This window comes from Sphingomonadaceae bacterium OTU29LAMAA1, from assembly GCA_024072375.1.
Lineage (GTDB): Bacteria > Pseudomonadota > Alphaproteobacteria > Sphingomonadales > Sphingomonadaceae > Sphingomonas.
In genome coordinates, this window is record CP099617.1 from 353,197 (window position 1) to 367,082 (window position 13,886).

13 protein-coding genes are annotated in these 13,886 nt (G+C 63.5%); 11 read left to right on the plus strand and 2 right to left on the minus strand.

Annotated elements, in window-relative coordinates:
- Position 1: 1 nt before the first annotated feature.
- The 7 genes from dxr to NF699_02045 all read left to right on the plus strand — a co-directional run bounded on the left by dxr (position 2) and on the right by NF699_02045 (position 7,065).
- Positions 2 to 1,177 carry a 1-deoxy-D-xylulose-5-phosphate reductoisomerase gene (dxr, locus tag NF699_02015; protein USU05499.1) on the plus strand — a complete coding sequence of 392 codons (1,176 nt, stop codon included), beginning with the start codon at positions 2 to 4 and terminating at the stop codon, positions 1,175 to 1,177.
- A gap of 13 nt (positions 1,178 to 1,190) precedes the next feature.
- Positions 1,191 to 2,324: an RIP metalloprotease RseP gene (rseP, locus tag NF699_02020; protein ID USU05500.1), complete on the plus strand. Its 1,134-nt coding sequence runs from the start codon at positions 1,191 to 1,193 to the stop codon at positions 2,322 to 2,324.
- 82 nt (positions 2,325 to 2,406) lie between these two features.
- Complete coding sequence (bamA, locus tag NF699_02025; protein ID USU05501.1) at positions 2,407 to 5,139, plus strand: outer membrane protein assembly factor BamA; 2,733 nt, start codon at positions 2,407 to 2,409, stop codon at positions 5,137 to 5,139.
- On the plus strand, positions 5,139 to 5,882 hold the full coding sequence (locus tag NF699_02030) for an OmpH family outer membrane protein (GenBank protein USU05502.1): 744 nt from the start codon (positions 5,139 to 5,141) through the stop codon (positions 5,880 to 5,882). Before bamA ends, NF699_02030 begins: the two co-directional genes overlap by 1 nt.
- 36 nt (positions 5,883 to 5,918) lie before the next feature.
- Positions 5,919 to 6,368, plus strand: coding sequence for a 3-hydroxyacyl-ACP dehydratase FabZ (fabZ, locus tag NF699_02035; GenBank protein USU06963.1), 450 nt, complete (start codon positions 5,919 to 5,921; stop codon positions 6,366 to 6,368).
- 104 nt (positions 6,369 to 6,472) lie between these two features.
- Positions 6,473 to 6,706, plus strand: a complete 234-nt coding sequence (rpmE, locus tag NF699_02040) for a 50S ribosomal protein L31 (GenBank protein USU05503.1) — start codon at positions 6,473 to 6,475, stop codon at positions 6,704 to 6,706.
- 47 nt (positions 6,707 to 6,753) lie between these two features.
- A complete protein-coding gene (locus tag NF699_02045; GenBank protein ID USU05504.1) occupies positions 6,754 to 7,065 on the plus strand; it encodes a PilZ domain-containing protein in 312 nt (103 codons plus the stop codon).
- Positions 7,066 to 7,659: 594 nt separating this feature from the next.
- Here NF699_02045 and NF699_02050 read toward each other — a convergent pair.
- A complete protein-coding gene (locus tag NF699_02050) occupies positions 7,660 to 8,175 on the minus strand; it encodes a hypothetical protein (GenBank protein USU05505.1) in 516 nt (171 codons plus the stop codon).
- Positions 8,176 to 8,592: 417 nt separating this feature from the next.
- Between NF699_02050 and NF699_02055 the strand changes: the two genes are divergently transcribed.
- Positions 8,593 to 9,006 carry a hypothetical protein gene (locus NF699_02055; protein USU05506.1) on the plus strand — a complete coding sequence of 138 codons (414 nt, stop codon included), beginning with the start codon at positions 8,593 to 8,595 and terminating at the stop codon, positions 9,004 to 9,006.
- A gap of 75 nt (positions 9,007 to 9,081) precedes the next feature.
- Here NF699_02055 and NF699_02060 read toward each other — a convergent pair whose 3' ends face one another.
- Positions 9,082 to 10,242 carry an iron-containing alcohol dehydrogenase gene (locus tag NF699_02060; protein ID USU05507.1) on the minus strand — a complete coding sequence of 387 codons (1,161 nt, stop codon included), beginning with the start codon at positions 10,240 to 10,242 and terminating at the stop codon, positions 9,082 to 9,084.
- A 261-nt stretch (positions 10,243 to 10,503) separates the two neighbouring features.
- Here NF699_02060 and NF699_02065 point away from each other — a divergent pair, with 261 nt between their 5' ends.
- From NF699_02065 to NF699_02075, 3 genes are all read left to right on the plus strand, one after another.
- Positions 10,504 to 11,232: a GntR family transcriptional regulator gene (locus NF699_02065; GenBank protein ID USU05508.1), complete on the plus strand. Its 729-nt coding sequence runs from the start codon at positions 10,504 to 10,506 to the stop codon at positions 11,230 to 11,232.
- Positions 11,233 to 11,358: 126 nt separating this feature from the next.
- On the plus strand, positions 11,359 to 12,375 hold the full coding sequence (locus NF699_02070; protein ID USU05509.1) for a helix-turn-helix domain-containing protein: 1,017 nt from the start codon (positions 11,359 to 11,361) through the stop codon (positions 12,373 to 12,375).
- A gap of 71 nt (positions 12,376 to 12,446) precedes the next feature.
- Positions 12,447 to 13,886 (plus strand): NAD-dependent succinate-semialdehyde dehydrogenase, encoded by a 1,440-nt coding sequence (locus NF699_02075; GenBank protein USU06964.1) that lies wholly within the window; start codon positions 12,447 to 12,449, stop codon positions 13,884 to 13,886.

Here is a 13,886-nt window from a genome sequence, read left to right on the forward strand (position 1 = left end):
CATGAAGACCGTCACCATCCTGGGCGCGACCGGCTCGGTCGGCACTTCGACTCTCGACCTCGTCGAGCGGGAGCCGGACCGCCTCAAGGTACGGGCGCTCACCGCCAATTGCGATGTCGCCAATCTCGCCGCCGCCGCGATCCGCACCCGCGCAGAGATCGCGGTGGTCGCCGACGAGTCCTGCCTGCCCGCATTGCGCGACGCCCTTGACGGTACGTCGACGCAGGCAGCCGGGGGCGCGCAGGCGATCTGCGACGCCGCTGCCGGCGCGGACTGGACGATGGGCGCGATCGTCGGTTGCGCCGGCCTTAAGCCGGTCATGGCGGCGATCGAACACGGCGGCACCGTCGTCATCGCCAACAAGGAACCTTTGGTCTCCGCAGGCGAGGTGATCCTCGCCGCGGCTGCCTGCTCCGGCGCGACGCTCCTACCCGCGGACAGCGAACACAACGCCATCTACCAATGTTTCGACTTCGCGCGTCCCGAGGGCGTCCGGCGCATCATCCTGACGGCCAGCGGCGGGCCGTTCCGCGACTGGTCGCTGGAGCGGATGGCGGACGTCACCGTCGAACAGGCCGTCGCGCATCCCAATTGGTCGATGGGCGCGAAGATCAGCATCGACAGTGCGACGATGATGAACAAGGGCCTGGAACTGATCGAGGCCGCCCGGCTGTTTCCCGTCGCGAACGATCGGATCGAGGTGGTGCTGCACCGCCAGTCGGTGATCCATTCGATGGTCGATTACGTCGACGGATCGATGTTGGCCCAGCTCGGCCCGTCCGATATGCGCGTGCCGATCGCCCACACGCTGGCTTGGCCCGAGCGGATGGCGACACCGATGGAGCCGCTGGATCTGGTCAAAATCGGCCGCCTCGATTTCGAAGCCTGCGATCCCGTTCGCTTTCCCGCACTGGTGCTCGCCCGCGCCGCGCTGGAGGCGGGTGGCGCGCGGCCGGCGATCCTCAATGCGGCCAACGAGGTGGCCGTCGCAGCGTTCCTTGCACGGCGCATCGGCTTCCTCGAAATTGCCGCAATCGTCGCCGATACGCTGGAGCGGTACGATCCGCCGGCTCCCGATACGCTGGAGGCGGTCCTCGCCATCGACGGCGAGGCGCGACGAATGGCGGACGAGAGTGTACAGGGACGTGCTCAGGGGCGTGTAAAGGTCCACGCGTGAAGGATTGCCAAGCTTGATCCAGTCCCCCGGCGTTCTGATGGCCGTCCTCGCGTTCCTCTGCGCGATCGGTCCGCTCGTCTTTATCCACGAGATGGGCCATTATCTGGCCGGCCGCCTGTTCGGGGTTAAGGCGGAGGCGTTTTCGATCGGCTTCGGGCGGGAGATCGCGGGCGTCACCGATCGCCGCGGCACCCGCTGGAAGTTCGGCTGGCTGCCGCTCGGCGGTTACGTCCGCTTCGCGGGGGACATGAACCCCGCCAGCCAGCCGGACGCGGCGTGGCTGTCGTTGCCCGCCGCGGAGCGCGAACAGACGTTTCAGGCCAAGCCGCTCTGGCAGCGCGCGATCATCGTCGCCGCCGGGCCGGCGATCAACCTGATCCTCGCCGTCCTCATTCTGGCTGGCTTCGCCCACACTTATGGCGTCGATCGTACGCCTGCCGTCGTCGGAACGGTGATCGAGGGTGGTCCGGGTGCGAAAGCCGGGCTGCGCCCCGGTGACCGGATCGTCGCGATCGACGGCCGCGAGATCGAGACCTTTTCGGACGTCGCCCGCTATGCGCTGATCCGTCCGGGCGCGCAGGCGACCGTGCGCATCGATCGCGCGGGCAGCGAGGTCGACCGTCCGCTGGCTATCGGCGTGGTCCGCCAGCGCGATCGCTTCGGGAACGAATATCGCATCGGCAGGATCGGTATCGGCAGCGGCGATCCCGTGCTGGAACCCGTCGGCCTGCTCGCCGCCCCCCTTGCCGGTGTGCGGATGACGGGAGAGATCATCAGCGGTACGCTGGAAACACTGGGCCAGATCATCAGCGGCCGTCGCTCGATCGACGAACTCGGCGGACCGATCCGTATCGCCAAGATTTCCGGCGAACAGATGGCACTTGGTATCTCCGCCTTCGTCTGGCTGGTCGCGATGCTGTCGATCAATCTGGGGTTCATCAACCTGCTGCCAGTACCGATGCTGGATGGCGGCCATTTGTTCTTCTATGCGATCGAGGCGATCCGCCGCCGCCCCCTCGAACCCCGGGTACAGGAATGGGCGTTCCGCGGCGGACTTGCGATGGTGCTGACGCTGATGCTGGTCGTGACCTTCAATGATTTGAGCGCCGTGGGCCTGTGGCAGCGCCTCGCCGGGTTGATCGGCTGACCGGGTTGGGGCAGGGCAGTTTTCTGCGTCTCCCGGTGCATATGAGTATCCTGACGTATTTGGGGTGGGTTGAGTGACAGCGATGAAGAGTTCCATGTTCGTGGCCAGGGGCGCCGCGCTGCTCGCCGGCACCATGCTGTCGGGCGTGCCCGTCATGGCCCAGACCGCACCGGCGCCCGCCTCTGCGTCCCAGCCCGTCGTCGCGCCTGCGCCCGCCGCTGGCCAATCCGCTACGCCCGCGCCGGTTCGCACGATCAAGACGCTGCGCGTCGAGGGATCGCAGCGTATCGAGCCGGAGACGGTTCTGTCCTACACGAAGTTGCGTGTCGGCATTCCGTACACTGCGGAAACGCTCGATCAGGCGCTGAAGGATCTTCAGGCCTCGGACCTGTTCGTCGATTTCTCGATTTCGGGCGTCGAGACCGGGGATATCGTGCTGCGTATCCGCGAGAACCCGATCATCAACCGCGTGATCCTCGAAGGGAACAAGGCGCTCAAGAGCGACAAAATCACCAAGGAGATCAAGCTCGCGCCGCGGCAGATCTTCACGCGCACCGCCGTCCGTCAGGACGTGTCGCGGATCATCGAACTGTACCGCCGCCAGGGCCGCTTTGCCGCCGTCATCAGTCCCAAGATGGTCAGCCTCGACCAGAACCGCGTCGACGTGGTGTTCGAGATTACCGAAGGGCCGAAATCCAAGGTTCGCCAGATCAACATCATCGGCAACGAGGTGTTCGAGGACGGCAAGCTGCGGGGCGAGATGGCGACGAAGGAATCGCGCTGGTTCCGGCTGCTGTCGTCGAGCACGTCCTACGATCAGGATCGCCTGAACTACGATCAGCAGAAGCTGCGCCAATATTATCTGACGCAGGGCTATGCCGACTTCCGCGTCACCAGCGCCGTTGCCGAACTGACGCCGGACAAGCGCGACTTCATCATCACCTATGTCGTCGAAGAGGGTAAGCGCTACAAGTTCGGCGACGTCAGCGTCGACAGCGAGATCCGCGATTTCGACAATAAGAAGCTCGCCGCATCGCTGCCGATCAAAAAGGGCGAATGGTACAACGCCAAGCTGGTCGAGGATTCGGTCGATCAGCTGAGCGAATCGGCCGGTCTGTTCGGCTATGCGTTCACCGACGTATCGCCGGACTTCCAGCGCGATCCCGAAACGCTGACGATGGGGATGAACTTCCACATCGGGCAGGCGCAGCGCACCTATATCGAGCGCATCGATATTAACGGTAACACCCAGACGCAGGACAAGGTCGTCCGCCGGGAAATCCGCCTCGCCGAAGGCGACGCGTTCAACAGCTTCCAGGTCAAGCGCTCGCAGGACCGCATCAACTCGCTGGGCTTCTTCCAGGACAAGATGGAGATCAAGCAGAACCCCGGTTCCGCGCCCGATCGCATCATCCTCGAAACCAATCTCGAAGAGAAATCGACCGGCGAGTTGCAGCTCTCCGTCGGCTATTCCAGCCTCGAACGTTTCATCGTTCAGGCGAACATCACGCAGAACAACTTCCGCGGCAAGGGACAGGTGCTGCGCGCCGGCGTCAACTATTCATCCTATTCGAAGTCGATCGAGCTGGGCTTCACCGAGCCGTATCTTTTCGACAAGAACGTCGCGATCGGCGTCGACGTGTTCCGCCGCGACTTCAACTCGTTCAACTATGTCGGTCAGGATCGCCAGACCACCTATTCGCAGGTGTCGACCGGCTTCCAGGTTCGTACTGGCGTACCGCTGACCGAATATTGGTCGCTCGCCGGGCGCTACGGCCTGTCCTACGATCAGGTCGGGCTAGACGAATCCACCTATTATACCAACGGGCAGTGCGACCGGTTGAGGGCGGGGCGTTACCTGTGCGAAGCGATCGGCAATCGCTGGACGTCGTCGATCGGCTATTCACTCATTTACGACAGCCTCAACAGCCGCCTGCGCCCGACCGCGGGCCAGCGTCTCAGCTTCAGTCAGGATTTCGCCGGTCTCGGCGGTGACGTGAAGTACATCCGTACCCGGCTCGAAGGATCGAAGTTCTGGAACGTCGGCAGCGGCTTCATCGGCTCGATCGTCGGTGAGGGCGGCTATATCAAGTCGCTCGAAAAGAGCCGTGGTCTTGGCGTCGACTCGGTGCGTATCACCGATCGTTTCTATCTTGGCGAACCGCAGTTCCGCGGCTTCGACATCCGCGGCATCGGTCCGCGCGTGCAGCGTGCGTCGTTCACCACCGACGCCAACGGCAAGCAGATCGCCGTCACCGATCGCGATCAGATCGTCGACGACGCGCTGGGTGGCAACGCTTATTACCTGGTTCGTGCCGAGCTCGAGATCCCGCTCGGCGCCGGTGCGCGCGAACTGGGCCTGCGTCCGTCGATCTACGTGCAGGCGGGCAGCCTGTTCAGCCTGACGCGACCGCAGCCAACGGCGACGTTCCCGACGATCACCGATGCGAACGGCAACGTCACCGTCCTGCCGCTCACCACGCCGGTTCTCGATAGCGCGGGCCGCCAGCTGTATCTGGTGTCGTCGGCCGATACGACCAATGCGGGCGCGATCACGACCTGCGCCATCGGCTATGCGGCGGTGGGCGGTGGAGCGTGCTCGGGCAGCTCGACCAACACGATCTATCAGACCTCGACTCCCGCATTCCAGGAAACCTATTACGGCTCCCGTGCCACACCGCGCATCAGCGTCGGCGTCGGCGTCAACTGGAATTCGCCGTTCGGTCCGCTTCGTATCGATCTCGCCAAGGCGCTCGTCACCCAGAAGGGCGACGATCCCAAGCTCATTACCTTCAACGTAGGGACGCAGTTCTAATGAAGACCATGACCAAGACTTGCGCGGCGATGCTCGCCGGCGCTTCCGTCGCGCTGCTCGCCGGCTCGGCTTCGGCCCAGACGGCAGGGATCGCCACGGCGCAGGCCGATGCGGCGATCTTCAGCGCCAAGGCGTTCGATGCCGCGAACCAGCAGATCTCGACGACCTACAAGGCACAGCTCGATCAGGCCGCTGCCGCACAGACCGCGCTGAACACGCAGCTGCGCACGCTGCTCGATACCAACAAGGACGGTCAGGTCAGTCAGGCCGAAGCCGCTGCGGCCGAAGCGCCGAACAACGCGATCGGCAATCAGGTTCGCGCCGCCCAGCAGAAGGCGCAGCCCGGCATCGAAGCCGCGCAGGGGCCCGCGATCAAGGCGCAGGCCTATGCGCTCGAGCAGATCACCGCAAAGTACGATCCCGCCCTGCGCGCGGTGGTGAACGCAAAGAAGATCAGCATCGTGCTCGCGCCGAACGCGATCCAGTTCGCGCCGCCCGCGACCGACATCACGCGCGACATCATCGCCGAGATCGATCGCACCACGCCGTCTGTGCCGATCGCACCGCCTGCCAACTGGCAGCCGCAGCAGCAGACCGTCGAGCTGCTCCAGCAGTACCGCCAGCTCGTATATGCGAATGCCGCCCGTCGTCAGCAGGCCGGCGCTCCGGCACCGGCAGCCGGCACTGCACCGGCGGCTGCCGCCCCCGCCACCACCCCGCGCGCCACGCCGCAGGGTCGCTAAGGCGCGGATCGGGTGAGCGAAGACACACCGGTGACCATGGGCCCGCTTGATATCGGGCGGGTCATGGCCGCACTGCCGCATCGCTACCCGATGCTGCTGGTCGACCGCGTCGAGGAACTCGTTCTCGACCGGTCGATCGCGGCGATCAAGGCGGTGACGATCAACGAAAGCTTTTTCCAGGGACATTTTCCCGGTCGGCCGATCATGCCGGGCGTGCTGATCGTCGAGGCGCTGGCGCAGGCGGCAGGTATCCTCGCAGTCGAAAGCCTAGGCCTCGCCGGCTCCGGCAAACTCGTCTATTTCATGGCGATCGACGGCGCGAAATTCCGCAAGCCCGTCGAGCCCGGCGTTCTGCTGCGGCTCGAGGCCACGTTCGTCCAGAAACGCGCCAGCGTCTGCAAGTTCGAAGGCATTGCGAAGATCGACGGGCAAGTCGTTGCTCAGGCCAATTTTACCGCGATGATTGCCGATCCGCCCAAGGCGTAAAGGCGTCACGCGAAGCTCTCAACTTTGACAATGTCGTCAACGGTCGCTAGGCGGCCTTTCCTTTCTAGGCTGGTCGGAACCAGCCGCATCCGGAGCATGCAGACGTGAAGAAAGAAACCCATCCCGACTACCACATGATCAAGGTCCAGATGACCGACGGGACCGTGTTCGAGACTCGCTCCACCTGGGGCAAGGAAGGCGACACGATGACGCTCGACATCGATCCGCTCGCGCATCCGGCATGGACCGGCGGCCGTGGCACGATGCTGGATGCCGGTGGCCAGGTGGCGCGCTTCAACAAGCGTTTCGGTGGCGGTCTTACCCTGCGCAAGGGATGATCCGTTTCGTTTACGCGGCCTTAACCATCGCCCGATAGGCGTTGGACATGTTCGCCGCGGAATTCGAACCAGCAGATATCAACGGCCGGCGCCGCTCACAGCGTGCGCCGGTTTCGTTGGATGCGCATATCGGCAAGGGCGTGCGAACGCTCTGCAAGGTCGTCGACATCTCGGTCCACGGCGCGCGTCTGCAAACCTATTCGGCGCTGACCAAGGACAGCACGATCTGGCTGACCTTGCCGCACGCCGGCTCCATCGCCGCCGACGTCAAATGGGCGGACGATTACGTCGCCGGCTGCCAGTTCAAGCAACCGATCCCGCTCGATGTGTTCGAACGGCTCGTCGAACTCAACCGCTAGCCGTTCCTCGCTGGTAATTGGCGGAGAGAGTGGGATTCGAACATTCTGTCCTAAGGCACTGTATTCGTTGAATACGTTTGCGGGTCATGGGTGAGATTGCCCCCTGAACTGCCCCCACAATTTCTTTTTGTTCCTAGCCGATCGCAGCATGAAGAATAATCGTCTGCCTCTACCTGCGACGACGCGTTGGGGTTAGCGTCCAAGGCTGATGGTAGTGAAGCGCCGAGGCTAGTGGCTGCAAAGTGTCTCAGCCCCAGCATGGTGATCCGAGGGGGGCCGGGGGCAGCGCCGCGGGGTCAAGCCGCCGTCATCGCCTGCTAGCCCTTTCTTGCTACGAGGAGGAGCAGGCTACAATGCTGCTCGTGCTTCATAAACGGCTCGCACATGGCTGCACCACTCAAAGTCGACGCATGCATCTACGAGCACACTGCCAGCGTCGGCGGGATCTCGTGTCATACACCGGGATATCGGCGGGAACTCCGACTCAGGATCCAGCAACTCGCGCGCCGTGCGTTCATGCTTGGCGCATGGAGCCGATCGATGAGTGGAAAACGGGTCGGACGGGGTGCCTGCTGGCACCCCGTCCGACCTCGCTCAGGCAGCGGCCTTGAGCGAGAAGACCGACCCAAAGTCGTTCGAGGCGAGCGCCACGCCGGCCAGCTCGCGTAACCGCGCAGCAGCGCGGGCATATCCTGAATCGAGGTCGCCGGCCGGCAGGCCCGGCCGTGAATCCATGCCGTCCGGATCGAAGCTCATTGTGGCCGCCTTGGAGCCGGCCGAGGCGATCAGCAGTATCCTGCCATCTTGACCAACCCAGAAGCGGCCGCTCTCGCGCACGTGGACGATGTCGAACCGAATCATCCCGATCTTGACGTTGGCCGGTCCCTCCATCTCGGCATCGCGTTCGAACTCGAGGTGGATGTAGTCGGCGTCCATGGTGTCGTGCGACGAGATGGCGCCGGCCGCGATGAACTCCCGCCCGACCTGTCCGATGCTGCCCCCGACGACGTAGGGCGTCGAGGCCCTCAGGATGCTGCGGCCGGGGTCGATTGCGGTGCGCGCAGCTTGGAGAAAAGCGTGAACTTGGCGTTCACCAGACGTTTGAATCATGCTGTAATCCCTTCATTTCTATGATCGCGCCAGCGAGCGCTATTTTCCCCTCTCCCTGAGAGGAACATTGAGAAAGCAACCGAGCATGGTTGCTGTCGCCGAGGCATGGATGCCTTCGGCTCGTCGCGCGCTGCGGCGCGCTAGGGTCGCTCGATCGAAGTTTTCGGCCGTCGTCGGACGAGCAACGATGGTGGACCATAAGATGAACGCATCAGCGTTCCGCCCGTCTCGACGAGGGCGCAACGAGTTGAAGTGCAACATTCGACGAAGCTCTCCGACCTCCTTGCAGGGAAGAGGGCGTCCAGCGCCGGAGGTTTTGCCGAGTTGATCGTTACCCTCCGGTCGGCTGATTATACCTGCTAACCTGAGTGGCCGGCAGATCGAGGAGAAGGTCACTTAGGAGCTGCTGCAGGTTCTGTGGACCTGACGATTGCGGACCTCGCCAAATTCGCTGCCGCACTCGTCCGTCAAGACGGACTGAGCCGTGCCGCCTACAACGAATTGCTAGCGCCATCGCTTTACATCGCGACAGCCCATCAATTTTCAAATTTTGGACCCAAGTTACCCGTTAATCAGCAGCACAGGGATCTGTACGCAGGACTCGGCGTCGTGACCTTCGCCGATCCACTGGGGGCAGGCTTCTCCAAGGGCGGCCATGACGGTCAGACCGCGAACACGCTCGTCTGCCTCAAGGGGACCAAGAACTGCGTGTTTCTCCTCTCCAACGGCCTTCGCGCCGGAGTCAGCTTTCCGGAACTGGTCAGGACCGTACTGGGCGACACTGGAGTGCCGTACCACTGGGAATACGGGGATCATGCAGGTAGATCATGATCAGCTGACGGACGTTATCGAAGCGACCACCTGTAGACATGTGCCGCCCGTTCCCGTCTCCAATTCGGCCTTCGCTCAGAATGCAGCTTCATAGATCACGCGTATGTCGGCCTCGGTTAAGGCGCGGGGATTGCGTTCAAGTAGACGTGTGACCGTCATCGCGGCGGCAGCCATCCGAGGGATTGCTTCACGTTCAATACCGAACTCGGACAGGCGACGCCTTATGCCGCATGCATCCGCGAGGGCCACTACGCGCTCCACGCCTGCCAGCGCATCCGCGGCAGGTTGCCCGGTGTTTGTTGCCCCTAGCGCGTGGGCGACTTCAGCGTATCGTTCCGGGGACGTCTCGATGTTGAACCGTAGCACGTGCGGCAGCAGGAGAGCGTTGGCAACGCCATGCGCAATGTGAAACTCGCCGCCAAGAGGATAGGCGAGCGCATGTACTGCCGCGGTATTGACCGGTCCCAGGCAAAGACCGCCATACAAACTGGCTCGCATCATCGCGGACCGTGCCTCGAGATCGCTTCCGTCCGCGCAGGCACGCTCGATGAACCGGGAAATCAATGTGATCCCCGCAAGAGCATACGTATCGACGAGTGGGTGCGCGAACCGGTTTGCATAGGCTTCGATGCAGTGCGTAAGCGCGTCGAGACCGGTTGCGGCGGTTACCGCTGATGGCATCGACACGGTCAAGGCGGGATCGAGGTAGGCGGCGTCTGGAACAAGATGTGGACTGACGATGCCCTTCTTCAGATCCTCCTCCTCGTCAGCAAGGATCGCGATTGGCGTTACTTCGCTGCCGGTGCCCGCGGTAGTCGGTACGCACGCCAGCCACAGGGCACGGCCGAGAACGAGATCCGTCCCAAAGACGTCTTCGATGTTCTGCCGCCGGTCGGCGAGTGCCGCCACCAGCTTGGCGACGTCCATTGCGCTGCCGCCGCCGAGGCCTACCACGGCATCCGCGCCGCAGTCGTTGGCCGCCTGCAACGCCAGTCCGAATTCCGCAATGGTCGGTTCGCCGACCATATCGTGCCAAAGCGTTGCAGCTACTCCTGCAGCCTCAAGCGCGTCGACGAGAGGCGTGCAGAGGAATAGCGTCGGCTTGGTGGTGATGATCATCACCGATCGCGCCTTCCTCGCGACAAGATCGGCGGCGCATCGCTGCAGCGCACCGGGACCGAACGTGAGCGCTCCCACATTGGTGATCGTCACCAGCCGCCGTTCCCCCAGATCCATCACGCGTTTCCCCTCTCGCAGGACGGCACTAATGCCGGATTTCCGCCGAGACTTGACCGGAGGGGCAGTGCAAGTTGCGCCGCACCATCAGACTTCACCTGATCCGTGCCGCAATAGGCAACATTCTGTGCCGCTACGAAGAGCATGGGCTCCGGCTCCTCTCGCGAGTGGCGGTCAGGCGTGGTATTGCACCCTGCGGTCCATCGAGGCCGGTCACGATGGCGCGACCGTTCCCCGTTCCTCAGCCGCAGGAGTAGTCACGTGGTGCGTCGTTCGTCTGTCGTGGAAGATTCCACCGCCCCGTCCAAGGTTGGCGTTTTGCCGGCGGCGGCCACCGATTCCCGCCGCGTGAAACGCTCGCAAGGGTTCGTAGAGGAAGTGTTCGAGATCATTCGGGCAGACATCATGTCCCTTGCGATCCCGCCCGATGCCAGGATCTCCATCGACAGCCTGGCACGGCGTCTCGACGTCTCGCAGACTCCGATCCGCGAGGCGCTCAGCATGCTCGAAGCGATCGGACTAGTCACCAAGCGCCATTTCGTCGGATATTGCAGCGCGCCGCAGCTCAATCGACTGCAATTGGACCAGCTCTACGAAGTCCGTTTGCTGCTTGAGCCTTCCGCCGCGCGACTCGCAGCGGAGCGCATGGACGATGCCACGCTTGCCGACATCGTCGCGCTCGCCAAATCCATGACACCGGGAGAGTCGCGGGTTTCCTATCACAACTTCGCGGATCAGGACTCCGAGTTCCATGATCGGATCGCCGGCGGCAGTGGCAATCCCATCATTCGTGATTCGCTCGCCCGCCTCCATTCGCACCTCCACATCTTCCGTCTGCGGTTCCACAGCGAAGTGACTACGGAGGCCGTGAACGAGCATGCGGCGTTGATCGACGCTTTGATCCTGCGCAACCCGGCCGCGGCAGAGGCAGCGATGCGCGAGCACATCACTCGGTCGTATGCACGACTAGTGCCTGCTGCACGGGACTAAATTGCGCATCAGTGACGCTGAGAAGCTGCTCCAGCTGTCTTAAAACTTTTCGCTTTTCCTATATCCTATATGATCTATAGTGGGCGGCACGGGAGGGAGAACACCCCCGGCCATAGGAGGCGTGTCGTGAACGAATTGCACTCGGAAGAGCTGACAGGGCAGTCGCGCACGGCTGCGTGGAACATCGCCTTCGCTGCACGCATGGACTGCTTGACCTTCGCTTGCTCACGAACCGAGCCGTTCGTCGGATCGCTCTGCGACAGCGACCTCGGCCCGCTACGGATCGGCCGGCTGCGCGTGACCAGTACGGCGGCCGAACGCCAGCCGCCATCTCCTGCACTGCGCAGCGCCCCCGCCTTTCTCATCCTGATCCAATTGTCCGGGGCGAGCGAGATCGGCCATCACGGTCACAGCGAGACTTTGAGGGAAGGGGACATGATCCTGTGCGACGCATCCTCCCCTCTCAGGCTGGCGGTCGATGCCGCCGCCGAGATGCTGCTGCTGCGCATCCCCGCCGCGACGCTGAAGACGCATCTGCCATCGCCTGAATGCTTCTGCGGACGGGCGTTGCGGAGCACCGAAGGCGTCACCTCGACAGCGACAAAGATGGCGGTCAGCCTGTTCGAACATCTCGAGGCAGGGTTGTCGTTGCACTATCGTGAGCGCGTAGCGCAGCACCTGCTCGACGTCATCGCGACGGCTTACGCGCTGGCCTTTCATACGCCCGAGTCGCAATCCTCGATCGTCAGCGGGCGGTGTGCGCTGGTGAAGCTGTTCATCGAGCAGCATCTGCGCGATCCTGATTTGACGGCCTGCATGATCGCTTCGCGGCTGAAGCTGTCGCCACGTTATCTGCGGATGATCTTCGCCGGCGAAGGCGAGACGGTGTCAGGCTACATTCTGCGACGAAGGCTCGAACAATGCGCACGGCAGATCGGAGATCCGGCCTGGCGAGGACATTCGATGACCGAAATCGCTTTCGGCTGGGGCTTCAACAGCGCCCCGCATTTCACGCGGACGTTCCGCGATCGCTTCGACATGCCGCCGCGAGATTATCGACGGCTGAAGCTCGAGGACGCATCGCAGTTCCGGCGCCCTGTAATAGTTGGTCGCGACACTCGGCTCGACGCGCAGGCAGCCTGACCGATCCGGCGTTTCCTATCCGCGTCACGAAGGGACGAGTTTTGACAAGTACCAGCATTCAACGAGCGGCCCTGTCGCGCCCGAATCTGTTGCGCACGCAAGCCTATCATGGAGGACGCTGGCAGTCCGCCACTTCCGGTGAAACGATCAAGGTGACCGATCCTTACACGGGGACGACGATCGCCGAGGTGCCGTCGCTGGGCGAGGCCGACATTCGCGACGCCATCGGAGCCGCCGAACGCGCCTTTTTCGGTTGGTCGCGGGTGCCACACCGCGAACGCGGCGCCTTGCTGCGGCGCTGGTTCTCCCTGATCGATGACCATAAGGAGGATCTTGCCCGGTTGATCACGCTGGAAAACGGCAAGGCGCTGAAGGAAGCACGTGGAGAGGTCGCCTATGCGTCTGGCTTCGTCGAACTCTACGCCGAGGAGGCAGGCCGGATCCTAGGGGAGATCATACCGCCCAACATGCCGGGGCGGCGTCTGGCCGCCGAGCGCGAACCGATCGGCGTCTGCGCGGCGATCACGCCTTGGAATTTTCCGATGGCGATGCTGACACGCAAGATGGCACCCGCGCTGGCAGCGGGCTGCACGATCGTATGCCGGCCTGCGAGTGAGACACCGCTTACGGCACTTGCACTGGCGGTACTTGCCGAGGAGGCGGGCATTCCCGCCGGCGTCCTGAACGTCGTGACGAGCGAGCCGGCGCTGTTCGGCGACATCGTCACGGGCTCGTCCGTCGTTCGGAAGATCACCTTCACCGGTTCCACGCCGATCGGCGCGCGGCTGATGGCGCAATCCGCCCCCACCATCAAACGCCTCTCGCTCGAGCTTGGGGGCAACGCGCCGCTGCTGATCTTCGACGACGCGGATCTGGAGGTGGCCGTCGAAACCGCGATGGTCGCGAAGTTCCGGAACGGCGGGCAGAGCTGCATCGCCGCCAACCGCCTCTATGTCCAGCACGGCATCCACGATGCCTTCGTCGCGGCGTTCGCGGCCCGCGTGTCGACGCTGAAGGTTGGCGACGGGTTCGACCCCGCCACGGACATCGGCCCGCTGATCAACCGACATGCGGTCGACAAGGTGGAGCGGCATCTGGACGATGCGATCGCGGGAGGCGCGCACATGGCGTGCGGCGGCAAGGCAGAGGACTCGCTGTTGTCACCGCCGACGCTGCTGCACGGCGTCGCTGCCGATGCGCTCCTGACCCGCGAGGAGACGTTCGGACCGCTGGCGGGCATCGTACGCTTCGATACGTACGATCAGGGTCTAGCGATGGCGAACGACACCCCGTTCGGTCTTGCCGCCTATCTGTGTTCGACCAGTGAGCGCACGATCGCACGCGCCGGCCGTGACCTGGAAACCGGCATGGTCGGCATCAACACCGGCCTGATCTCGACTGCCGTCGCACCGTTCGGCGGCGTCAAGCTGTCGGGACTTGGGCGCGAGGGTTCGCACCACGGGCTCGCCGAATATCTGAACTTCAAATATCTCTGTCACGCCGGCCTCTAG